Annotated in this window: 23 protein-coding genes; 7 read left to right on the forward strand and 16 right to left on the reverse strand. The window is 48.9% G+C overall.

Going from position 1 to position 24048, the window contains the following annotated elements; genetic code table 11:
• Positions 1-2 precede the first annotated feature (2 nt).
• From QEH59_RS12300 to QEH59_RS12310, 3 genes are all read right to left on the reverse strand, one after another.
• Complete coding sequence (locus QEH59_RS12300; protein ID WP_308985673.1) at positions 3-1757, reverse strand: sensor histidine kinase; 1755 nt, start codon at positions 1755-1757, stop codon at positions 3-5.
• Positions 1758-1830: 73 nt separating this feature from the next.
• Positions 1831-3165, reverse strand: a complete 1335-nt coding sequence (locus tag QEH59_RS12305) for a sigma-54-dependent transcriptional regulator (protein ID WP_308985674.1) — start codon at positions 3163-3165, stop codon at positions 1831-1833.
• A 110-nt stretch (positions 3166-3275) separates the two neighbouring features.
• On the reverse strand, positions 3276-3434 hold the full coding sequence (locus QEH59_RS12310) for a hypothetical protein (protein WP_308985675.1): 159 nt from the start codon (positions 3432-3434) through the stop codon (positions 3276-3278).
• A 339-nt stretch (positions 3435-3773) separates the two neighbouring features.
• Between QEH59_RS12310 and QEH59_RS12315 the strand changes: the two genes are divergently transcribed.
• Both QEH59_RS12315 and QEH59_RS12320 read left to right on the forward strand, forming a co-directional pair.
• Complete coding sequence (locus QEH59_RS12315; RefSeq protein WP_308985676.1) at positions 3774-5930, forward strand: VTT domain-containing protein; 2157 nt, start codon at positions 3774-3776, stop codon at positions 5928-5930.
• A complete protein-coding gene (locus QEH59_RS12320; protein WP_308985677.1) occupies positions 5930-6619 on the forward strand; it encodes an endonuclease/exonuclease/phosphatase family protein in 690 nt (229 codons plus the stop codon). The genes QEH59_RS12315 and QEH59_RS12320 overlap by 1 nt, the downstream gene beginning before the upstream one ends.
• 31 nt (positions 6620-6650) lie before the next feature.
• Here QEH59_RS12320 and QEH59_RS12325 read toward each other — a convergent pair whose 3' ends face one another.
• From QEH59_RS12325 to pdhA, 7 genes are all read right to left on the reverse strand, one after another.
• The gene (locus tag QEH59_RS12325) at positions 6651-8180 is read right to left on the reverse strand and encodes an O-antigen ligase family protein (protein WP_308985678.1); all 1530 of its coding nucleotides are present in this window, start codon (positions 8178-8180) and stop codon (positions 6651-6653) included.
• A gap of 42 nt (positions 8181-8222) precedes the next feature.
• Positions 8223-9317 (reverse strand): dTDP-glucose 4,6-dehydratase, encoded by a 1095-nt coding sequence (gene rfbB, locus QEH59_RS12330; RefSeq protein WP_308985679.1) that lies wholly within the window; start codon positions 9315-9317, stop codon positions 8223-8225.
• A 12-nt stretch (positions 9318-9329) separates the two neighbouring features.
• The gene (locus QEH59_RS12335; protein WP_308985680.1) at positions 9330-10703 is read right to left on the reverse strand and encodes an MraY family glycosyltransferase; all 1374 of its coding nucleotides are present in this window, start codon (positions 10701-10703) and stop codon (positions 9330-9332) included.
• A gap of 400 nt (positions 10704-11103) precedes the next feature.
• On the reverse strand, positions 11104-11649 hold the full coding sequence (locus QEH59_RS12340) for a GbsR/MarR family transcriptional regulator (protein WP_308985681.1): 546 nt from the start codon (positions 11647-11649) through the stop codon (positions 11104-11106).
• Between the two features lie 171 nt (positions 11650-11820).
• Positions 11821-13149, reverse strand: coding sequence for a dihydrolipoamide acetyltransferase family protein (locus tag QEH59_RS12345; RefSeq protein ID WP_308985682.1), 1329 nt, complete (start codon positions 13147-13149; stop codon positions 11821-11823).
• A 66-nt stretch (positions 13150-13215) separates the two neighbouring features.
• Entirely contained in the window at positions 13216-14193 is a 978-nt protein-coding gene (locus tag QEH59_RS12350; RefSeq protein ID WP_308985683.1) for an alpha-ketoacid dehydrogenase subunit beta, read from the reverse strand.
• A 119-nt stretch (positions 14194-14312) separates the two neighbouring features.
• On the reverse strand, positions 14313-15416 hold the full coding sequence (pdhA, locus tag QEH59_RS12355) for a pyruvate dehydrogenase (acetyl-transferring) E1 component subunit alpha (RefSeq protein ID WP_308985684.1): 1104 nt from the start codon (positions 15414-15416) through the stop codon (positions 14313-14315).
• A 257-nt stretch (positions 15417-15673) separates the two neighbouring features.
• Here pdhA and QEH59_RS12360 point away from each other — a divergent pair, with 257 nt between their 5' ends.
• Positions 15674-16252: a peptide deformylase gene (locus QEH59_RS12360; protein ID WP_308985685.1), complete on the forward strand. Its 579-nt coding sequence runs from the start codon at positions 15674-15676 to the stop codon at positions 16250-16252.
• Positions 16253-16393: 141 nt separating this feature from the next.
• The gene (locus tag QEH59_RS12365) at positions 16394-17245 is read left to right on the forward strand and encodes a hypothetical protein (RefSeq protein WP_308985686.1); all 852 of its coding nucleotides are present in this window, start codon (positions 16394-16396) and stop codon (positions 17243-17245) included.
• 7 nt (positions 17246-17252) lie between these two features.
• On the opposite strand, the gene QEH59_RS12370 is transcribed toward QEH59_RS12365, so the two are convergent.
• The 5 genes from QEH59_RS12370 to QEH59_RS12390 form a co-directional block, all read right to left on the reverse strand.
• Positions 17253-17936 carry a DUF4197 domain-containing protein gene (locus QEH59_RS12370; protein ID WP_308985687.1) on the reverse strand — a complete coding sequence of 228 codons (684 nt, stop codon included), beginning with the start codon at positions 17934-17936 and terminating at the stop codon, positions 17253-17255.
• 195 nt (positions 17937-18131) lie between these two features.
• The gene (locus QEH59_RS12375) at positions 18132-18581 is read right to left on the reverse strand and encodes a MarR family winged helix-turn-helix transcriptional regulator (protein ID WP_308985688.1); all 450 of its coding nucleotides are present in this window, start codon (positions 18579-18581) and stop codon (positions 18132-18134) included.
• Positions 18582-18673: 92 nt separating this feature from the next.
• Positions 18674-19474, reverse strand: a complete 801-nt coding sequence (locus QEH59_RS12380) for an energy transducer TonB (protein ID WP_308985689.1) — start codon at positions 19472-19474, stop codon at positions 18674-18676.
• Positions 19471-19884 (reverse strand): ExbD/TolR family protein, encoded by a 414-nt coding sequence (locus QEH59_RS12385; RefSeq protein WP_308985690.1) that lies wholly within the window; start codon positions 19882-19884, stop codon positions 19471-19473. Before QEH59_RS12385 ends, QEH59_RS12380 begins: the two co-directional genes overlap by 4 nt.
• 43 nt (positions 19885-19927) lie before the next feature.
• Positions 19928-20659, reverse strand: a complete 732-nt coding sequence (locus QEH59_RS12390; protein ID WP_308985691.1) for a MotA/TolQ/ExbB proton channel family protein — start codon at positions 20657-20659, stop codon at positions 19928-19930.
• 119 nt (positions 20660-20778) lie between these two features.
• On the opposite strand from QEH59_RS12390, the gene QEH59_RS12395 reads away from it, so the two are divergent.
• From QEH59_RS12395 to QEH59_RS12405, 3 genes are all read left to right on the forward strand, one after another.
• Complete coding sequence (locus tag QEH59_RS12395) at positions 20779-21183, forward strand: ArsR/SmtB family transcription factor (protein ID WP_308985692.1); 405 nt, start codon at positions 20779-20781, stop codon at positions 21181-21183.
• 41 nt (positions 21184-21224) lie between these two features.
• Positions 21225-21659, forward strand: a complete 435-nt coding sequence (locus QEH59_RS12400; protein ID WP_308985693.1) for an arsenate reductase ArsC — start codon at positions 21225-21227, stop codon at positions 21657-21659.
• Between the two features lie 136 nt (positions 21660-21795).
• Positions 21796-23067, forward strand: coding sequence for an NAD(P)/FAD-dependent oxidoreductase (locus QEH59_RS12405; RefSeq protein ID WP_308985694.1), 1272 nt, complete (start codon positions 21796-21798; stop codon positions 23065-23067).
• Positions 23068-23127: 60 nt separating this feature from the next.
• Here the strand turns inward: QEH59_RS12405 and QEH59_RS12410 are convergent, their stop codons facing one another.
• Positions 23128-23715 carry a riboflavin synthase gene (locus QEH59_RS12410; protein ID WP_308985695.1) on the reverse strand — a complete coding sequence of 196 codons (588 nt, stop codon included), beginning with the start codon at positions 23713-23715 and terminating at the stop codon, positions 23128-23130.
• Between the last annotated feature and the right edge of the window lie 333 nt (positions 23716-24048).

A 24048-nucleotide genomic window follows, 5' to 3' on the forward strand; every position in this document is an offset into this window, starting at 1 on the left:
ACTCAAATAGGTAGTTCAAAGAAAAAGGTACTACCCGCATCCAATTGACTGTGACACCCGATTCTTCCATGGTGAGCATCGATGATATCTTTAGAGATCTTCAGCCCTAAACCAGTGCCCTTAATTGCGCCTGCAACATTACCACGAGTATAAGCATCGAAGATCGTACTTACAGTTTCCTCATCCATTCCAGGCCCCTGATCCACCACTTCAACTCGGCAGTATGTATCATGAAGGAAAGCTCGAACCTCGACGGTCAATCCTGCTCCGCAATATTTAATTGCATTCACAAGCAGATTATTGAGCACAATACGTACTTTCTTCTGATCTGCGTGTAACTGAACGGGAACCTGCGGCGGCGTATACAATAATTGCACATCATGCGCAGAAGCAATCTCCTGATGCGCATGCAACGAATCAGCGACCAAATCACACACCGAAAACTCAGAGAGCTCAAGCTGATCGGTGTTCTCCTCAACACGTGAGAGATCTAGCAAATGCTCAATAGTAGACAATTGTCGATTCACATCATCGCGAGCGGTCTCGACCAATTCAAGTTGATCTGCGTTAAGGGGACCAAGCTGCTGCTCTAATAACAGATACAGACTCATACGGGCACTCGTAATAGGAGTCTTTAATTCATGACTCACAGTTGCCAAAAGGTTCTTACGTAAACTATCCGATAACTTCAGAACAGTCGCCTCTTGGAAGATTGCAGCAATACTGGAATGCGCCGTATTGGATTTATAACTGAAGTCAGTCGAATCTGGTGCGTCAAACGGGAAGGCATGGACCAGATACCACTTTTCCTCACCATCGACATTAATTCGGATCGCATCATTCATTTCTTTCGAAAGCTGCGGCAAATTTTGCTCGAACGTTCTGCTCAAGCGATCCTGCACATCGGAAGGCAATTGATCCTTCAAAACAGAATTCAAATAGAGGTGGCTCGCATTAGGACTAAAGTAAGTCGGCTGCAAATCTTTAGAGAAGATGAAAAAAGCATCGGGTGATTGGTCTAAAATCGAGCGTATGGCACTAGTCGATCGTATCAGTTTTTCGTTAGTTAATTCCTGATATTCCTTTAACCGTGCAGTCATACCTTCTAAACTACGTGCCAATTGTCCCAATTCATCATTTTCACTGTAGTCGATTTCAAACCGTTCACTATCGGCTCTAAAATCTTCCATACCAGCTGATATTTCTTCGATTGGCCGAATAATACGCCTCCATAAGATAGTCGAAATCGCCAGGGTTAATGCGATGGCCACCAGCATTCCTCCAATCACGACCGCATAGACAACTTCCACTCGATCCTCGATTCGTTCCTGAGTTTCAAGCAAGGATGCATTAATCGATTGGCGTAACTCTTGAGCGACTCCACTCGTTTCCTTGATCAACGCATAAAGCATTTCAGGATCCCCCTGCCCATCAGACAATTGAGTGGCCAATGCAGAAATCTCTCGAAGCTTCGCACCGAAGCTACTCTCATCGTACTTCAGTTGGTCCAATTTAGCCTGCATGATCGCCGAAACCTGGATTCTTTCCGAGCCTCTGCCAATTCGCGTCGACAGTCGATTCAGACTAACCTTATCCCGATCATGCCCTTGATAGCCTCCCTCAGCATCCAGAATCAACTCCAGAGCAGACAAAGAACTTTGCACCTCACCCAAATTTCTCCCGACCTCCAGTTTTGTATAAGAAATATCCTGAGTATCACGATAGAGTCCCTGCACATCAAGTATCAGGAAGTACATAATGCCGAGAAACAGAATTAAGAGTGGTAATATCGCGAGATATATACGGGACCGAAGCGAGAACTTCATATTCCTAACAGATACCAAGTTTTTTACGTTTTCGATAAAGTGTGGCGGGATCAATCCCTAGGATATGAGCTGCTTCATCAAGACTACTGGTTTTAGCGACAACTCGCTTGATATGAGCTGCTTCCAATTCTTCCAGACTAATAAGACTGCCAGTAGTGAAAGAACTTTCAGACTCACCATGAAACTCCACTGGCAAATCAGCCTTGGTCAGTTCCCTCCCTTCGCTAAGAATCAATGAACGCTCAATTACATTCTTCAACTCACGCAGATTCCCAGGCCAGGAATAATCAACTATCGCCTGCTGTGCATCAGCCGACAGCTCGACTTTCCCACGACCAAGTTGCTTAGCGTAAAAATCAACATAGCGCTGCGTGAGCGGTAAAATATCACTGGGCCGCGCACTCAGCGAAGGCATCGACAGTCCAATAACATTCAAACGATAATAAAGATCTTCCCTGAAGCTGCCCGCTGCGACTTCCTGAGAGAGGTCACGATTCGTCGCTGCCAACACCCTTACATCCGCTTTACGAGTGCGAGTCTCCCCGACTCGCTCGAACTCTCGGTCTTGCAATAGCCGTAATAGTTTAGGCTGAATCTCTAGTGCCACTTCACCAATCTCATCCAAAAAAAGTGTCCCCCCATCGGCTGCAGAAACCTTTCCCCAAGTATCCTTAGTGGCACCAGTAAAGGAACCTTTCGTATGCCCAAAAAGCTCACTTTCCAGCAACTCTTTAGACAAGCTGGGGCAATTAACAGTCACAAAGGGCTTATCACGACGCAAACTATTGGCATGGATGTGCCGTGCCAGCATCGTCTTACCGGTCCCACTGGAACCAAGTATCATAATATTTGCTTCAGAGGCAGCTGCCTTAGTTGCAATACGGAAAGTCTCCTGCATATCAGGCTCATTTGACTCAAACTGTAAGGTCGGGTTCGATGAGGCAATGATGCCCTTCAGCTCTTTGAGCTGCCCGCTGGCAGCAAGACTTTTTTCCAACTTAGCTAAGAGCTGACGCAACTCTTCAGGAATAAAGGGCTTTTGAATATAGTCATAGGCGCCGCGCTTCATAGACTGCACTGCCGACTCAATTGACGAATGCGCAGTAAAAACGACCACTGGTGGATGATTGCCTTCCGCCTCGAGTTTGTCCAAGTAATCGAGCCCATTTTCATTCCCCAACATCATATCGAGAATGATGGCATCGATCGGCTCTTCGTTCAGCACGCGTTCAGCCTGGCGTGAACTCGAAGCCTGAAAAGCTTGGTGCCCCATCGTTTTTAAGGCAATGCAGGTGGTTCTTAAAATGTTCTGTTCGTCATCAACGACTAATATATTCATAGCACCTTCAATCTTGGATTCGGAAATTAAACAGTCTTATTGGTAAATACAAATTAAGCGCTCTCGCAAGACACGAGAGCGCTTAGAGAGTGGTTCATCTCAAAGGATGCTTAGTTTGTAGCGTCCTGAACATCGTCAGCTGCGTTTTCCACAGCGTCACCAACTTCGTCAGCCGCATCTTCCAAGTTATTATCTTCACAGCCGGTCATCGCAAAGGCGGCAAAAATAAGGGAAATGATAAGTCCTGTTTTTTTAATGAGTTCGTTCATATTGTATATATTTTATCGGGTTATGTTGATGTCTGTATTAGACGAACGAGAAACTTGTAGAAAGTGCCATGCCAATCCTCAGACAATAAGTTAAGTAACTTGATACAAAAGACTTAGAGTGCGCTAAACTTATCCATCGAATTAACAGCCACCGATCCGTTGCATTTTGCACGATAGATTCATTCCAGCGACGTGCACTGTGCACGAAGCAATCCATGTCTAGCTGAAGTTCAGCCATAAAGGCCTACTCAACAAAGGGGAGAAAGATCAGAGCCGTAAACTGGCACAGCACCTTCTAAGTCCTCAGCTAAGTAATTCAAAGCAGTCAATGATCAGCATATGAGCACCTCAAATAACAACCGCCCTTCCACCACCTTAGGCCATGGATTTATCACCTTACGTGAAAATGAAAATTACTGGAAAAAAGCCGACTCCAATCAAGGTGCCTTTATTGTGGATGGAGAAAGTTACTTTCGAGCTTTTCGAGAAGCTGTGATGCAGGCGGAACGCTACGTTTGCTTACTGGCGTGGGACTTTAAAGGCGAAATCGAATTGCTCAGAGAACAGGATCCTGACGATAATTTACCCACAACATTAGTTGATTTTCTCTACGAGCTATTAGATCAGAAACCAGAGCTGGAAATATACATTCTGCTTTGGGACTACTCAATGGTTTATATCACAGAACGCGAATGGTTACCCTTTAGTCGCTTCCGTCAAGATCCGCACCCCCGCTTACATTTAGAGACTGATTCTGAAATTAATGTCGGCGCTTCACATCATCAAAAAATCGTTGTAGTCGATGGCAGCTTTGCCTTCTGCGGAGGACTGGATTTGAGCACCTGGCGCTGGGACACTCAGGAACATTTGCCTGAAGATACACGCCGAGTGACTCCCAAGGGGGAGCATTATCAACCTTACCATGACATACACACTGCGGTCACCGGACCAGCCGCACAAGCACTGGACGAGTTATGTCGTGAACGTTGGAAACGTGCAACAAAAGAAGATGCGCCATGGTGCGCACCGCGTTCCCCGAACCAAATATGGCCAGAGAGTCTACAAAGTAACTTTAATAATGCCAAGGCAGCCTTTGCGCTCACCTATTCGGAATATAAAGACTACCCGGCGGTAGTTCAGATTGAACAACTTCATCTGGATATGATCGCGGCAGCCGAGCGCTACATCTACTTGGAAAATCAGTATCTCTCCTCGCACGCGATTACAGACGCACTTATCAAACGACTCAGAGAAGAGAATGGCCCCGAAATCATCATCGTGCTCACCCAGGATACTGGCGGATGGTTAGAAGAAGGCACTTTAGGCCTGTTACGCTGCCGTCTATTAGAAAAAATGGTCTCCGCAGACCACCACAAGCGCTTTGGAGCTTATTATCCGCATGTCAGTGACGATGCTGGCAACGAAAGCCAAGTCTATGTACATGCGAAAGCTATGATCTGCGATGATCGAGCAGTGATGGTCGGATCGGCCAACTTAAGCAATCGTTCCATGAAAGTAGATTCCGAAATTATGATGGCTCTGGGATTGGACGCCGCAGCGGAGGCGGCTCCAGAGTTGTTACGTCGTCTGCTTAGTATTCATCTAGGTAAAAGCAAGGGAGAGGTGGATCAGCATCTACAGACTTCAAACTCAATCAACCAAACCATCCGTGACCTACGAAAGAATAGCCAGCATCAACTACGCGATCTGGAGGTGGGATGTTCCGGCCCGATTCGGCGCAAGTTAGCCGACACCCAACTCCTCGACCCCGATGATCCGATCGACCTAGGATATTGGTTGCGTAAAGCAGTATCTCAAAACAAAGGCTCTCAATCACCTCACAACTGGACACGTTACGCGAAAATTGCCAGCGCCATAACTATCGTATTTTTAATTGGACTCGGACTTAAAGAAGCTTGGGGCAGTGTTATCGATAAAGAATCGGTAGAAATGTTCTTCGAATCATTAAATCAAAGTCCGTGGATGTTGCCTCTACTCTTCGGCGTTTTCTTTCTGGCGGGAATGACAGGGATTTCGATTAATCTGCTTCTAGTATCTGGAACCTTGGTCATCAATCCATGGGCGGCATTCGGCTGCGGGTTCTTGGGTTCCTTACTCAGCGCAGTCGCGGCCTTCTACTTGGGAAAAGCCGGTGGACAACCCATTCTAGAGAAGTTTTTTCAAGATCGACTGGATCATTTAAGTCAAAAAATACAAGATCGCGGGATTCTCTCTGTAGCACTACTGCGATTAGTGCCCATTGCTCCCTTCGTCGTCGTCAACTTAATCGCAGGCATGTCCAAGATGAAACTTGGAACCTTCGTGGCAGGCTCCTGTCTCGGTATGTTACCGGGTATGCTTGCAGTCGTTTTCGTAACTCACCAAGCTAAGAGCGCATACGAAGACCCATCCTGGCAAACGTGGTTGTATCTGGGGCTAGGTATTCTCGCCCTACTAGCACTGAGTATCGGCGTCAAAAAATTCGTATCTAAATAGTGCGCATCCTCTCCTACAACATTCATGGCTGTATCGGACGCGACGGGCGCGAAGCCCCCGATCGTATACTGAAGGTAATCCAAAATATCGATGCCGACGTCGTCGGTTTGCAAGAAGTACATAGCGACGACGCTCTGGATCGAGACTTTTTGGGAAAATTGGAACACTTACCCTACCAGTCTATAATCTACGGTAAAACCATGCGCAAATCAGCTGCCGATTATGGTAATCTGTTGTTGCTGCGAGAAGCCCCACAAGAGGTTAATCGCATTGAATTGCCCAATGATCGCGGTGAACCACGTGGTGCGATTATAGCCGAGACGCTTCAAGATGGGCAACCGTTACGCATTATTGCAACCCATCTAGACATACGCATTCGTGAACGCAAACGCCAGATACAAACACTCAAGCAACACGTGCTGCTCCACCACCACTGCCCGAACAGTATTTTGCTCGGCGATCTCAATGAATGGTTACCCTGGCGCACTTATTATCGACGGTTCAGTATGCAGTTTAATGCCTTCTCCCGGCTAAAAACTTTTCCGATTTCTCCCGCGCTCTTCGCACTGGATCGCATCGCCCTACGGGGGCGGATCAGTCACTGTTATTTCAGAACGGATTCCTCAAAATTGGCACAAATAGCCTCCGACCACCGCCCACTTATAGGTGATGTTAAATGGCGATCATAAAGACTCCATTCGAGACATCAAACTCTCTCGACTAGGCAGCGTGAGGGCGCTTCTGCTCAAGTTTCAATAGCTTTGTAGCCGTAACCAATAATCCCATAAAAGCCATCCAATATGCCGGGCTATTAAAAATGAAATCGAGAAAAGCATGTCCAAAGGCCTGCGCAACACCAGCCAACAAAACCAGAGTCGCAAAGCTCTGGTCCCCGCTGTGATAGAGTGCCTGAGCTAGCAACAGCACAATACCACCGAAAATAAATAGACTACCAATCACACCATACTCAGCCAAGAACTGTACAATATCGTTATGCGCATAGCGATACACCTTACGCCCAATCCACTGCTGCTTCTTTTTATGAAAATAATTATAATAAATCTCTGGATAATTCCTCTGATACATCGGAAATATGTGGCGAAAAGAACCTGCTCCCCAGCCAAGTGTGAGGCGATCCTGTGCCATATCCCAAGTGGCCTTAGTAGAAAAAGCTCTCGCATCCTGATCAGCTCCCTCGATGGCCTCTTCCAAATCACCAAAGCGTTGCTCAATTGCTTCGTAATCGATGTAGGTCAAAACGGTATAAATACTCGTAGCTAGCATCACTATCGTTATCAATGATAAAGCCAGTGATCGAACATGAAACAGACTCTGAATCGCATAAATAACCAATAAACCTGCAAAGACAACGCTCAATAGCAGCCCGAATAAGATTCCACCGCGAGACAAAGCCAAACCGATCGAAGTGGCGGTAATAAAAAAGAGAAAGAAACAAAGGAAATGAGGGCCTCCACTGCGTGAACGTTGTCGAGTTTTGACCGCATGATAGAAGAAGAGAAAAGCAGCTGCGACCAAAATTATATTCAAATAAGCAGCTCCTTGATTTCTATAAAAAAAACTGCCCCAGAATTGGCGATTACTGGAAGGAAAATTCCATAGCACCTCCTTAGCCTCCGTTAGATGCTGTAGAATGCCCACCATGCCCATGCCCACACCACTTAGCAACAAGCACCAAAGCACCAACAGGCTGGTTTTACGGCGCGTCACCCCCGCCCAGATTCCCCAAACTAAAAAACATGTCCCTGAAAATGAAACTAGAACGCGCCAGGCATTCATAACCGTGTAGTCGGCCCGCACTGAAGTCGGCAACCAGCTCGCCAGAGTAGGCGGAATCGCTTCCACCCACCAACCACGCTCGTCCCGAACAACCTCAGCCGCAGGATTAAACGCGCCTAGCAATAAATAGATCAAATACAAGGCCGAACACCAAAAAAAGGGCCAACGTAATAATCGTTGAATGGCTGTCACCCACTCTGGCGACTGCTCTCGAAACGGAGCATCACCACTCCCCAATGACGTCGCCTTTCCACGGGCAATCATCCGATGCCGCGAGGGCCAAGGCATCAGCGCTAGTAATAGTGTTAGCCCACCACCGAGCAGCAATACATGAAGACTCCAGAGCTGAACGCCCCCCAGCCCCCAAGCGGTAAAGGCAAGTGTAAGCCCACTCGTCGTCGCAACGAGCCATTCTCGAATCGAAATGCGCTTAGATTTCCTGTGATGAATCATAATTGAATCGTCATTACTCGTCTCAAAGGCTGACACGGCAATTTAGGCTTTTAGAATCGCCTCCCACCAATCCCGATGATCCAGATACCAGCGCACGGTTTTACGCAAGCCCGATTCGAAATCTTCTTTAGGGAACCAGCCTAGCTCCTTGCAGAGCTTACTGGCATCGATCGCATAGCGCTGGTCGTGCCCAGGCCGGTCAGTGACAAAAGTAATTAACTCCTCATAGCTACGCAGGGGAGACTGGAGAGCCTTTCCAGCAAAGTCAGTAACGGTCCGCAGCCCTGATGGATGCATCTCATCCATCAGCCGACAAAGTATTGTAACAAGCTCTATATTCTTCCTTTCGCAATGACCTCCAATATTGTAAGTTTCGCCAATACGCCCCTTGGTCAGAACAGTATAGAGTGCATCTACATGGTCACTCACATACAGCCAGTCACGGACGTTTTCGCCTGTGCCGTATACCGGGATGGGCTCCTGACGTAAGCATTTTAACACCACCACTGGAATCAACTTTTCAGGGAACTGATAGGGCCCATAGTTATTGGAGCAATTCGTAAGCAACACAGGTAAGCCGTATGTATGGTGCCACGCACGGACTAGATGATCAGAAGCAGCCTTGGATGCCGAATACGGGGAATGCGGGTCATAAGCCGTGCGTTCCGAAAATCCAGTTGCATTCGCGGACAGCGCCCCATAAACCTCGTCGGTAGAGACATGCAAAAAGCGAAACTGCTGCTGACTCGGAGAGCCTACTGGCTCCGACGCAGCAGCCGCGGGCAAACTGCGCCAATAGGCCAGACTCTGCTGCAACAGCTCAAAGGTACCGACAACATTCGTTTGAATAAACCTGCCAGGAGCATCAATCGAACGATCCACATGACTTTCAGCAGCCAGATGCATCACCGCAGCAGGTCGATATTCTTCAAAAACAGACGCAAGCCGGCCAGTATCAACGAGGTCTACTTGCTTAAAAAAGTAATCAGGATGCCCTGCCAGATCCGCCAAAGATGCTAGATTTCCCGCGTAAGTGAGCTTATCAACATTGATAACCCGACAGCCTCGCTGCAGCAAGGTATGCACTAAATTCGAGCCAATAAACCCCGCCCCGCCTGTGACTAAAATCGTTTGCATCGAGAATTCTATCTAATAAGTAGGGCGGTAGAGGTTCTTCGCCTTTTGATCTCGATAATTTGACGAATCACTGGCCTTGGCATCGAAATCCAGCGCGACTCCATTCACCACTTGCCAGCGCATGGACGCCTTGGACCAAGCCTCCGCTGCAATATCTGAAATAATTGCAAATTGACGCTGCGAAAAATTGTCCTTAGCAGCGTACAAACACAGCGTCACATCCTCTCCGATCTGGTGCTCTTCACTCCAAAGCATCGCAATCTGGTTATGTGGAGTATCTGGTTGAAAGAAGGTTCGCTCCGCCCCGCGCACGATCAACTCCGCACGACATACCCCCATTTTTTTTAATATAAAGCGATAATCAGTCCAGAGATGCTGCCCAGTATCTGCACGCTCCGCTTCAACAATAAACCAATCCCGCAAGTAGAGTGCATTACGGGCGTCCTGCCTGGATTGAAAAGACTCTGTCAACACTTCTCGCACGACCATGGGCGAGATCTTTTGCCCTCTTAGGGCAAATAAAATTAGAACAAACGCAAAGCCAAGAAAGATAGGCAGGTAACGTCCCTGATACGCAAAAGCAAGTAAGCCTCCGATCAATGCAAATAGCGAGATGGCATAAAGAAATAGGACTGTTTTCTGCCGCGACAGCCCCGAACGAATTAAGCGATGGTGGATGTGTCCCTGGTCTGGACGAAAAATAGGCAGCCCCTTAATACTGCGACGTAACATCGCGTAGGCAACATCGGCAATCGGAAGTGCCAAAGCCAGCACTGGAGCAATGAGGGCAGCCAAGACGGTGCCCTTCTCCGAATTCAGCAAAGAAAGTGAAGCGATCACATAGCCAATCAGATAAGCCCCGGAATCCCCCATGTAAACTTTAGCGGGCGGAAAATTATGAAAGAGAAAGCCCATAATAGACCCGATCATGCCCAATGCTAGAATTAAGGAAATCGCCACGCCTGCTTCATACGCCAGAAAGGCCAATAAAGCCATCAACATTAAGCCGATCCCCCCAGCAAGTCCATCCAGTCCGTCAATTAAGTTGATCAGGTTCATCACTGACACCACCCAGATAACAGTGAGTGCGAGACTGAATACACCAAGGCTCACAGTTACATCAGTGAAGGGTATGGTCATCTTCTCAATGGAGAGCCCACATTCATGCGCGAGCATCGCAATGATGACCTGTGCCAATAATTTCACCTTGGCACCCAGCGGATGAAAATCATCGACAAAACCCAGTAAGAAAGAAGCCGAGGCTCCCAAAAAGATACCGTAATGAATTAAGGATTGGTTATCCTGACTATCAAGATGAAGAAAACAGAGCAGGTAGGTAACCGCAAAGCCGCAAATGATCCCCAAGCCCCCAATACGTGGGATCACCCCCGTATGCGTATGATGGTGCTGAGGTAGCGACTCCCCCCCCTGCCCTAAACCTAGCTGCAGGCATATATATATCACCAGCCATGAGGTGAGACAGCCGAGTAATAAGAAAAATAAGGCAGGAAAGAGCACGAGCGAAGTGGCCGAATGTTAAAAATATTGAGAGACTGAAAATGATGACTGAGCGGGTGAAACAGCTAGCGTATAGTAATAAGACTACGAAAGGCTCTAGACTAAAAAGTTCTATAAAAACTGCGTATGCATGGCAAATACTGAAACATTTAAAATTATTAAAGCAGCTACTTAGAAAATAAAAGAATGCGCCCCCCAAACAACGCTACTACAACAGACAAATCAGCATCGCAGTCCTCTGTTGTATCCTGATCACTCTAAACAGCGATCAAACGACTGTTTCCTCTTCGGAACTCTCGCCTGGAGCAAACGGAGTGCCTCCCAATACAGCCATCACCACGGGTATTAACTTACGTGTCCGCTGTTGCCAGGTTAGCAGGGTATTCAGCCGTCCCATCGCATGTGTTCGCAGCTCGGCGTCAGGCTCCGCTTGAATCAAAGCATCCAAGCCCTGAAGCCGCTGAGAGCCTGAACTCAGATGTGGCTCAAACTGATCCTTAATGAAGCCGCGCACTAAGCGTTTCATAGACAGCTCTGGTAAATAATGATCACGTCGACTCCCTGGCACATAATGCAGCTTCACTGCACCTAATTGGCGTAAAACCTTCAGCCCCTGACTGACCGAGCCTTTACTAATCTGCAGTCGTTCCACCAACTCATCAAAGGAGAGGGCTGTTTTCGCACAGAAAAGTAAACCGTAAATTTCACCAATCGAACGCGGAAGACCAATTAAGCCAGCAGCTCGCACAAAAACATCAATCATCGATGTTTCCCATGCAGATAAAGCTGAGGCAGCTGTTGGAGATGTGGACATAATTACTAAGTGGATGCAGGCCCAACTCTGAATCTGAACATCGAATCATTTTGTTCAAGTTTTTATGAACAAGCTAAAGAGAGGCTGCTTTACCAATTCGTAGACCAAGAATGAAGCATAAAAAAGCCCGCGAAGATTCGCGGGCTCTGTTTTAAATATGAATATTTTCGTCTAGACTAACATCAACGCAGGAGTCTCAAGAATTTCCTTAAGCGCCTGAAGATACTGCGCGCCCACGGCGCCATCAATGGTGCGGTGATCACCGGATAGGCCGATTTTCATCACTTGTCCAACTACAACTTCATCCTTATCATTAACTACCGGCTTCTTGATTGTAGCTCCGATACTTAAAATGGCTGCATTATTAGGATTAATAATTCCGTAAAAGTCGGAGATACCAAACATTCCAAGATTCGTCACAGTGAGGGTGGAACCACTCATTTCATTAGGAGCGAGTTTCTTAGCACGTGCCTTCTTAATTAAAACCTTCGCTTCAGCACCGATCTCACGCAGGCCCTTGGTTTCAGCAGCACGGATGACGGGAGTGACAAGACCATCATCAATCGCCACCCCGAATGCGAGATGCACATTCGCGTGTTGCTTGATCGTATCTCCCTCCCATGAACGATTAATCGCTGGAACGCGACGAACTGCTTCAGCAGCAGCTTTTAGCGTGAGGTCATTGACTGTGAATTTAGTACCGCCATGTTCCTTAGGCAGATCTGCAAGCTTTGCATTTAGCTCCGCACGCAGTTTCGCAAGAGGTGCACCGTCAACTTCAATTTGCAAATAGAAGTGCGGTGCCTGAGTCTTCGACCCCACCAAAGCTTTGGCAATGCTCTTGCGCATATTGGACACTGGCAGGTCAAGCGCTTCCAAAGTCGCAGCAGGTGCTGCAGCCGTGCTGGCCTCTACAGGTGCGGAGGCACTCGCCGGTTTCGCATTTTCCACATCAGCTTTGACAATACGCCCCCCCGGTCCACTCCCCTGAATGCTCGCGAGGTCAATTCCCTTTTCCGCGGCAATTTTCTTCGCTAATGGAGAGGCCTTAATGCGCTGCCCGGTGGTTCCGGTACTCTTGGGTTCGGTCGATTCAGCGTGATCCTCACTACCAGACTCTTCAGTCGTTTTTGAATCATCATCAGCAGCACTGCCTGCTGCCTCTGTTTTGTCCGACTCATCTGTTTTGTCTTCTGCAGCATCTGATTTAGATTCAGCCTCTGGCTCAGCAGCACTGTTTTCCGCAGCTGGTGCCTCCTCGCCAGCTTCGCCGATAGCTGCAATCGCAGCACCCACAGCCACTTCATCGCCCACACCACAGTATTGCTTAATTAGCACCCCATCATCGAAGCACTCGACTTCCATGGTCGCCTTGTCGGTTTCGACTTCTGCAATCATGTCGCCGCTGGAGATTGCATCGCCTTCATTTTTTAACCATTTGACCAGCGTCCCCACCGTCATGGTGTCGCTGAGTTTGGGCATGTCGATAAGTGTAGCCATTTTTAAGAAATTTAAGAGTTAGAAATTAAAATTAAGAGATTACGAATAACGTGACAGCTTGACAAGCTACGCAAGCGCTTTCAGCGCGCCCGCAATAATGCGTTCCTCGTTGGGGATCTGCCAATTTTCAAGCTCCTTGGCATAAATCTGCGGCGCGTCAATGGCAGAGACCCGATGCACGGGTGCATCAAGATAATCAAATGCTTTCAGCTGAATAATATGCGAAATTTGAGCATCGACCCCGCAATAAGGCTTGTTCTCCTCTACCAGCAAGGCACGGTGCGTCTTCTTTACGGATTTAAGAATGGTCTCCTCATCCAAAGGACGAATCGAGCGCAGGTCGACAACCTCGACACTGACACCATGCTTCTCCTCTAAAGTCTTAGCTGCCTGCAAAGAGAGCATCGCACAACGACCATGCGAGACGATAGTCAAATCAGTTCCCTCCTGCAATATATTCGCAACGCCGAGCTCAACGATGTATTCCTCCTCAGGCACCTCCCACTTCTCACCATAGAGCAGTGTATTCTCCATTACAAACACAGGGTCGTTATCACGAATGGCTGCCTTCATCAACCCTTTGGCATCGTATGCATTAGAAGGGCAAACAACCTTTAGGCCAGGATGATTTGCCACCATATTCTCCGGAGTGTGCGAGTGAGTCGCGCCCACATTAGTCCCTCCATTGGCTGGACCTCGAACAACAATCGGGATGTTCATTAAGCCACCAGACATGTAACGACAAAATGATGCATTATTGAACAACTGGTCGATCGCAACATAGCTAAACGACATAAACATCATCTCCACTACGGGACGAATCCCCAGAGCAGATGCGCCAATGGCGAGCCCCGAGAAAGCAGCTTCCGAAATTGGCGTGTCAATTAAACGCTTATCGCCGTGCTTCTCCCAGAGGCCTTCGGTGACTTTATAGGCGCCGTTGTATTGAGCGACTTCTTCGCCCATAATACAGACGTTTTCGTCACGTTGAATTTCCTCGTCAAGTGCTTGCTTGATCGCTTCGCGGTAGGTGATAAGTGGCATGATGTATTAAAATTTAGGATACTAATTTAAAAGATAGGAAAATAGAAGATCATCTGATCAACGGCACTTCGGCATAATCCCTAGCTCATAATTCCAAAATAAGTAGTCGGGTTGTAATTCTAGTCGTTAAAGAAATAGGTGCCCTTAAGCTTACCTTCCGCGTCGTTATCGACCTCCCAATAAACGTCGGTCTGAATTTCACTACGTGGAGCGACCGGACTTTCATCCGCAAATTTTGCAGAAGCTTCCGCCTCATCCTTCTTCTCTTGATCGATGCGCTTGGCTTCTTCTTCAGTCAGGGTGCCGTCAGCCAGCAATTGCTGCTTGATCACATTCACCGGATCCTTGGTACGCTTGTATTCTTCGATCTCTTCCTTAGTGCGATACTTCTCGTGATTCGCATCCGCCACAGAGTGACCACGATAACGGTAGGTGCGAATTTCCAATAAGAAAGGCTTCATTTCCTCACGTGCACGCGTCATCGCACGATTGGCGACCTCACGAACCTCAAACACATCGTGTCCGTTACAGACCTCCCACTCCATATCAAAACCATCCGCACGGTGGGCCAAATTCTCTTCCGCAGACGAGCGCTTCAAACTGGTGCCCATTGAATAACCATTGTTCTCAATCACGAAGACAACTGGAATATTCCAAAGCGACGCCAGGTTCAAAGTCTCCATAAAAGAACCTTGATTCACCGCACCATCACCAAGAAAGGCGAGCGCACAGCCCTTCAGCCCCTTATACTTAAGCGCAAAGGCGAGCCCGGCACCCAGCGGCGTCTGCCCAGCAACAATCCCGTGCCCTCCCCAGTAATTCTTATCGGGTGCAAAAAAGTGCATCGAACCGCCCTTCCCCTTGGAACAACCGGTGTGCTTACCATACATCTCAGCCATGCACTCATTCATTGACATCCCCACCGCCAAGGCGTGTCCGTGGTCGCGGTAAGCCGTGATGATGTGATCATTCTCTTCCATCAAAGAAACAATCCCTGTCGCCACCGCCTCTTGACCGATGTAAAGATGCAGAAAGCCACCAATCTTCCCCTGATTGTAGGCACGCAACGAACGCTCTTCAAAGCGGCGAATACCTACAATCGTCCGATAGAGATCGATCTTTTCTTCTTTGGAAAGTGATTTGTTAATCGGCGCTGACGCGAAGTTCTTAGACTTGGCAGCTGTCTTGGTCGCCGATGTGGTTTTCTTTTTCGTAGTAGCCATATGCGTATGCCCTGTAAACTCGCACAGCCCTACTCAATGACAAGTATAAAACCTAAAATCTCAAGCAACTGCAATGATAAATTCGCAAATAAATATTCACGAATTTACATTCATGAATAATAAAAGATGAATATACTTACTGTAAATTATGATAACCAGCTTCATTCAGAAAAGTTGTGTGGACAGCCACTAGGTCTGACCTACGCTAGACTGAACACCATTTTTTTACTCGATCCACTACACAGTTTTACAATCTTATGATCCTGCGAGTCACTCAATACGGCGAACCTATTTTACGCAAAGCCGGCGAACCCATCACAGAATTCAATCAGGCCCTTGCAGAGTTGGCCAACGACATGGTCGACACCATGTATGATGCAGAAGGCATCGGCTTAGCCGCGCAACAGGTAAACCGAGCACTCCAACTCTGTGTGGTCGACGTACGCCCCCCCGAAGGCGCCGAAGCCCCATTCAACTATAAATTTGACGGTAAACACCCCCCATTGGATTTAATCATGCCGATGGCAATCATCAATCCGCAGATCACGATTCTGGATGCAACCGAAGATGTTTATGAGGAAGGCTGCCTTTCCTTCCCCGGGGTCAATGGCAAGGTCGACCGACCGATCGGCGTACGCTGCCAATTTCAAGATACGGAAGGCAACTCACATGTGCTGGAAGCCGACGGACTGCTGGGCCGCTGCATCTTACATGAAGTTGACCATCTAAATGGCAAACTCTTCATCGACCGCATGCACAAGCGCGACTTAAAGAAGAACGAAGCCAAAATCAAAAAACTAAAACGCGCGAGCCGTGACTTTCTAAAAGGCCAATAACCCAAGCGAGTCAATCAGTCGCCGAAGTATGAACGCCCCTCTCTCCACCTCCACGCGGAGAATTACAGCTCAGCCCCGGAACCGCTCACCACAGTCGTCCGACTCACTTGCAAATTAGGCAAACAAGTTTAGACTGCCTTCATGCGATCACTCCTCTGCCTCTACCTAGTTTTCACAGCCACCCTCAACCTCGCAGCCAACGAGATACGTGACTATTGGTTTAGCGGAGCAGAGATCAATCGCTACGAGTTGACGCAGACACGCTACGGAGCGGCCCACCCAGGCCACGTGGAATTCATATTTGTAACGGAACCTTTTCTAACAGAAGCTCAAGTAAAGAACGAAAATGGCACAAGCCCATCCACGGACGTTCTCAAGCTCAATGCACTACGCACCTTCAATACTGGAATCTATAGCTATCGCACAATGAGCAGCACCTTCCAGCCCATTGATCTGAAGACATTCCCTCACAGCTTGAAGACAAACACCAGTGTGCAGGATTGGTGCGGGCAATATTTCCAACAGTTCAACAAAACAAGCAAGGGCTGGCGCGGCGAAATACGCTCCTACTTCCAAAGCGAAGCCGACCAAGACTTCGAGCTCGGCAACGCCTGGATTGAAGACGCCATTTGGCTAAAGCTGCGCCTGAATCCCAATGAACTGCCAACAGGCCCAATTCAAATTATCCCCAGCGCCCTGCATACGCGCTTCACCCATACACCTGTCCGCATCGAAACCGCCACCGCAGAACGTATAATAGACGGCACACAGAGCCACTACCTAATCCACTACCAAAGCATCAACAGAGAGCTACAAATTAGTTACGATAGCGCATTTCCTCACATCATACGCAGCTGGAAAGAGCGCGAGGCAAGCGGCACCACCAAAGCTGTACTCACGCATCGGATAATGAACAGCGAATACTGGTCGGAACACAGCCCACAGGACGCAGCCAAACGCAAAAAGCTAGGCCTGGCGCCCATCCCGAACTAATCAGGCATTACTGCCCAAAAAGTTTTTTCAACAAATCGGTTGAACGCGCTAAAGGATCCTCACGAATTGCCTTCTCTTCAGCTGCCATTGCTGCAAAAAGCCCATCCAAAGCCTGATTATTGACATACTGATCGAGGTCAAAATCACTCGCAGCGATCCCAGTAAAAGACTGAATCTTAGAAAAGAAACCACTACCTGTAGAGGGCAGCGCGGACTGCATCTCCTTATAACTTCGAGTCGCCCCGGTAGAGTCGGTAGCCTGAGAAATCAACGGTAACATACGCTCTGACAAAGAATCACGCGACTGCTTCTCCAGAAAACGAGTAATCGCATCCTCCTCCCCCTGCCACAGTGTGTTCAGATCTTCCAGCGTCAGATTATTAATAGTATCCTTAACAATCCCAGGAGCCGCGGCCACCCCCGCCTCTGCCGCCTGGTTCATCGTCGCTTGAAACGCATCCAGACGATAATCCTGATTCACCACAGCGAGTGGCTGACGCAACTTCTCAATCGCGCTCGGCAAAGGAATTTGATACAGCTCAGAATTGGCAAAACCTCCCTGCTGCCCCAACTCAGTCAAAGCACGCTCAGCTGCCACAGCCAGCGCCTCACGCAGCGCACTCGCCAACTCATCCGCGTCAGAAAAAGCACTCGCGACCACCGCATCAGCAGTGGAACTACTTTTAAACATAGAAAACGCGCGACTCGCCCAGGAGGACTCAGCACCTACAGCACTGCTCGAGAATATTAATAACGCTAAAAGGACTCGACGTGGTGCAAATGTAATTTTCATGCCCCAATCATGCATGACTCTTTAAAAATTGACGACTTAAAAACAATGCAACCCCCAACTCCAAGACACACCCAAAGTACACCAGCGCCTCAACTAACGGATCAATGCCTGACTACGACGCCCCAACTTGCGCATCAAATCAGCAAATTGCGCCCGCTCCTTTCCCGAAAATTCACTAAACAAAGCATCTAAATTGGCTGAATGCGCAGCAAAAGCATCCACAATTAATTCGCGCCCCGCATCCGTCAAATGCACTAGCACCACCCGCGCGTCGCCCTCACTTCGCTCACGACGCACAAAGCCTTTTCTCTCCATTCGCTGCACTGCGGTAGTGATCGAACCACTGGTCAACAAAACCTTCTCACCAATCGTACTCACAGGCAGGGCCCCCTTGTGCAGCAACACCTCCAGAACCGCGAAATCCGACAACGAAGTAAAGCCCTGCTCCACGATACGCTCATGATCATAACGCATCACGGCATGCGAAGCTTTCCAAAAAAGAAGAAATAGATGCGGCCCCGAGTGCTGATAAATTTTAGGCATAGCAACCAGCAAAACAATCTAACACCTTGACATCAAGATAAATAACCCTCGACATGTCTCGCTCCTGCGCAGTGCCCGCCCTCCCGGGCGACCTAGTCCCGCATCCGAAACGGTAACGAAAACTCGTGCGCCTGCCCCGTCGGCGTAGGTCCTGCAGAACTCGCCCGGCGAAAAGCCGCCAAGACAGACTGATCAAAAGCTGCATTTCCCGAGCCTGGCCGCAGGCGCACATTGGAAATCTGCCCGGAAGCGGAAACATTAAAAACCACTTCAGCCACCAAGCGCACACCGGCCAGTTGCGAGGGTTTGGTCCAAGCCGCGTCGATACGGGCACGCAAGCGCGAACTATAATCTGCTAAAGCGGAGAGTTGTTGCGATGAAAGCTGTTGACTGGCCTGCCCCGCAGTTGAACTACGAGGCACCACTAGTTTCGGTACATCGATCTTCGGCACAGCGATACTGGCGCGCGGAGTCGTCACCCGCCGTGGCTTCGGAGCCTCTTTCGGATGCTCCTTAAAAAAGTCTTCTGCAGACATTAACTGAGGTGCCGGCTGAGGCGTAGGTGCTGGCTTAGGGCTGGGCGTAGGAGTCGGCTTAGGGCTGGGCGTGGGCTGAGGCGTCGGCACCACAGGCTGCGGCGTTGGAATCTCCACTTGCGGGACTGGCGGCAATTCAACTACGGGCAAATCCTCGACTTGCTGCACTTGCTGCGGAGCAGGCGTGGCATGCGCCGACTGACTCACGTCACTCGGCGGATCCACCATTTCAAATACATGCGGCTTCTCCTTTGGCTTAAAGGCCTGCACAATCGTCGCCAAAAAAACACCTAACAAAACCACCAAATGCAGGATCACTGAGGCCCAGAAAGGCTGATCTTTAGAAAGCTTCATCATTCAACTTTAGTATCTAAACTGATCTTGGAGAGCTTACGCTGCTTAATCATATCAACGAGGGTAATCACCTGCTGATAGGGCAAGTCAGCATCGGCACGTATACTCAGTACCGGCGGCGCAGGGTCCATTGCCATAGTGTCCAACAAATCCCCCAACTGCAATTCAGACACCTGCTGATCCCCCCAATAATACAACCCCGCCCGGTCGATCGAAACAGATTGAAAATCCTCACGATCCTCCGGCTGGGTCTTCGCTGCTTCAACCGGAAGGTTTAGCTCTACAGTCTGCTCCAGCAAGGGCGTCGTCACCATGAAAATAATCAGCAACGCAAACGCCAGATCGATCAACGGAGTCACATTGATCTCAGTCAGAGCAGAAAGCCGGTCTTTACGATGAAATTTACGAGCCACAGAGAATATTTAGCATTAGAAATTAAATTTGAGAAATCAGAAACTAGCTATTTGCCGTGGCTTGCGCTTCCAATTCGATGCGATCCGCTGCTGTACTCGCGAAATTTTCCAGCTCAACCACCGAGATCTTAGTCTGTTGCAACAGATAATTATACCCAAACACAGAAGGAATCGCCACGATCAACCCCGCAACTGTCGTGAGCAAGGCCCCGGACACACCCGGCGCTAAACTTTGCAAGCTGGCCGAACCAGCGCCCGCCATGCCGCCAAAGGCATCCATCACGCCCCAAACCGTCCCAAGCAAGCCCAAGAAAGGCGCACCCGTCACAATCGAACCCAGCACCACCATCTTCGCTTCATAGCGCAGAATTTGCTCCGCCACGCTTCGCTGCAATGCATTCTCAACATGCCCCATACGCAGTGCCGCCCGATGCGGATCTGCATTGCCAAAATCACCCCCATAACGGTGAAAAGCCTCCAAGGCTTCACGAATAATATTATAGTAAGGCCCCGCCCCCTTACCAGGACGCTCCGGATCCAATGCAATCAAATGCGACTCACGACTGAGCAAGCGTTCGTAACGCTGATTCTGCGAACGCAACTTAGAGAGATCGAGATACTTCCCTAACATCACCGTCCACGCCACAATACTAAACAGACCAAGAATCAATATGACCACCTTGCCCGCAAAATTCGACTGCGCAAAATAGGTGAACACGTTGGGCCCCGAGGCCGCTTGAATAAAAAGTGAGTGATAAAGAATAGTAAAGCTCATGAAAAAAATGTACCGTCGTTGCTAGACAGACATCAATAAATCACAGGCGTTCAAAAAGCTTCCAGCTTAAAACGAAAAAGTGAATAATTAATACATTCCATTGACAGTATATACGCCAAATGGAATATACAAAGACAATGGAAGCCAGTGACGTCTATAAATGCATTGCCGACACGCAGCGATTGAGAATACTCAACCTGCTTGAGGCGGGCTCATTGTGCGTCTGCCACCTACAGGAACTACTTGAAGTACCACAGGTGAAAATGTCCAAGCAGTTGGCATCGATGAAACAACTGGGGCTGATCAAAGCCAGTCGCGAAGGCACTTGGATGATCTACTCATTAGTCACTTCCGACAGCGGATTACTACTCGCAAACATAGAATACTTACGCACTGCACAGTGCCAGGAATGCAATCAGCTAAAGCAGGATCTACTCAGACATGAAAAACTAATTCAACGCATCGCAGAAACAAACGAAGACTGCCCGGAAAGTGTGTTACCGGCTACCTGCTCAATTTCTTAGCCAGACATCTATAGTCACATTCTGTATAAGCACTCAACATTATGAAAAAAATACTCATTCTTTGCACTGGAAATTCCTGTCGCAGTCACATGGCTGAAGGCATCTTACGCGCCGCAGCTGGCGACCTCTTTGAAGTCTTTAGCGCCGGCTCTAAGCCCAAGGGAGCGGTGCATCCCCTGGCAATCGAAGCACTCAAAGAAATCGGCATCGACGCCAGTGGGCACACATCCGACCACCTGGATCAATATCTAAACGCGGGCATCGACACCGTAATCACTGTCTGCGGCAACGCCGACCAAGCCTGCCCGACTTTCCCCGGCAAGGTGAGTCGCTACCACTGGGGCTTTGAAGACCCCCCCCATGCACAGCGTCCCGATGAGAGCGAGCTCGACGCCTTTCGCCGCATTCGCGATGAGATCAAACTCGTCTTCGAAGCCTATGCCGCGGGCTACCGCGAGGCTTACAAAGCTTCTTAATGGCCGATATGGCAAACACTGGCTAAAAGTTAAAGCGGGCCCTGAGCTTCAAGCTGCCAGTAGCCACTTTGAGCGATTATAAACAAGAAGATTCTACAACCACTTGAATTTTCTTGGGCATGCACTAAGCTAGTGTATGCCCAAGAAAAAACACATCGTCGTTTTAGGTGCCGGATTTGGAGGATTAACGTTTACGCAGAAATTTCGCCATCCCAATGCTCGAATCACGATCGTGGATCGCCAGAATCATCACCTGTTTCAGCCCCTGCTCTATCAGGTCGCCACAGGCGGTCTCGCCATGCCAGAGATCGCAGAGCCAGTGCGGACGATTCTAGCTAAGCGTAACGATGTTCAGGTTTTGATGGACAGCGCACGCACAATTGATGTGCAGCAAAAAAAAGTCGAACTCACGCATCAAACCCTGCACTACGACTACCTCGTGGTCGCACTAGGCATGGTCAACAGTTACTTCGGAAATAACGAATGGGCCAGGCATACCATCGGTCTAAAATCGCTCAACGACGCGCGACGAATCCGCCAGCGAGTGCTACACGCCTTCGAGCGAGCCGAAGCGCTACAAGATGAAGCCGAACGCCAGCGATTGATGACTGTTGTCGTCGTCGGTGCAGGACCGACTGGCGTGGAAATGGCCGGTGCACTCAGCGAACTCACCAAACGTGTTTTCAAGAAGGACTTCCGCTCCATTCGCCCCGAACAATCACGCATCATCCTGGTGGAAGCGGCCGATCGGGTACTCACAATGTATTCGAAGTCTTCCTCTGCCAAAGCTCAAGCAAGCTTAAAGCGCATGGGCGTGGAACTCAAACTGAACCATCCCGTCGAAAACATTTCTCAAGGCTGCATCACAGTCGGCAGTGAAACGATCGAAGCAGAATCGATCATTTGGACCGCCGGCGTCGAAGCCAATCCCTTGGTCAAACACCTCCCTGGTGACCATAACCGCAAAGGCCAAGTCGCCATCGATCCAGACTGTTCCATCCCCGAACATCCTGAAGTATTCGCCATAGGCGATATCGTAGATCTAACCGATGCCAAGGGTGTGCATGTCCCTGGAGTGTCCCCAGCCGCAATGCAAATGGGCAAACACGTTGCACGAATCATTCACGACGAACTTGAAGGGCAGTCAAGCTCGCGCCCAGCCTTTACCTACCTGGACAAAGGCTCGATGGCAACCATCGGCCGCTCTTCAGCAGTCGCCGAATTCGGCAAATTTAAATTTTCCGGTTTTCCAGCGTGGTTTCTATGGCTGGCGGTACACTTAGTCTTTCTGATCGGCTTTCGCAATCGACTTACAGTGCTGATCCAGTGGATGTACGCCTACCTGAAATACCGTCCCGGAGCGCGTGTATTTGAAAAGCCAGACAGCCCCAATCAACCCGTCATTTGATCAATCGACCACTGGCGCTCCCAATCATGGGACTATTGTCCGCTAGCATACATCCGTATGCTAGCGGACAAATAATTTTTCGACGTATTTCGCGATCACATCGTTTTCTAGATTCACGAGATCGCCCACCTTTTTAGTGTGTAGGTTGGTCACCTCCATTGTGTGCGGAATCAACCAAATAGCGAAGCCTGTCTCGTCAACCTCAGCTACGGTCAGCGAAATACCGTCCACAGTGATACTCCCCTTGTGTACGATGTAACGCAGCTTGTAGGCATCACACTTGATACGAAAAAAGAAGTCCTTCCCCCGCGGTTCAATGGCTTCGATCACGCCAGTGCCATCGACATGCCCCGACACGAAATGCCCGCCCATCCGCGTGCTCGGCAACAATGCACGCTCTAGGTTCACCTTCCCGCCAACACCCACACCACCGATAGAAGTGAGACGCTTGCTCTCTTCTAGCAAATCAAACTCAATCCGGTCCGCGGAAAAAGCCACCGCCGTTAAGCAGCAACCGTTGACGGCGACGCTGTCCCCGAGTTGCAGATCTTTAGTCACTTCATGTGCCTCCAACACGAGACGCCACGCGCTCTCGGTTTCTTCAAAAGAGATGACCTTACCTGTTTCTTCTACAATTCCTGTAAACATGAAGCCATCCTAGTATTCGCAAAGTGAAAAACAAATGTAAAGCTCAGCAATTTCCTCCCAAGCAGACCACCGGATCCTGGCGGCGGGCCTCCAGAGCCACGCAAAAAAATGCATAGCTCTGTTTCCAGCCCAAAACCGACGCCAACCAAACCCCCAATAAAGCACTGAATGACTGCAACTTGCAACATTCCGCGCAGAATTTTCGTCTAATTGCAACGATTTCACTTTCTAAGTATTTTCTTAGAGGGCGTCTAATAAATTTCCAAAACGGTTAGAATCTAGCCGCACGCTTGAGCATGAGTCGAGTCATCGCAATATGAATCATGGCAGTAG

The sequence above is a fragment of the Thalassobacterium sedimentorum genome (assembly GCF_031127905.1).
GTDB classification, from domain to species: domain Bacteria; phylum Verrucomicrobiota; class Verrucomicrobiia; order Opitutales; family Coraliomargaritaceae; genus Thalassobacterium; species Thalassobacterium sedimentorum.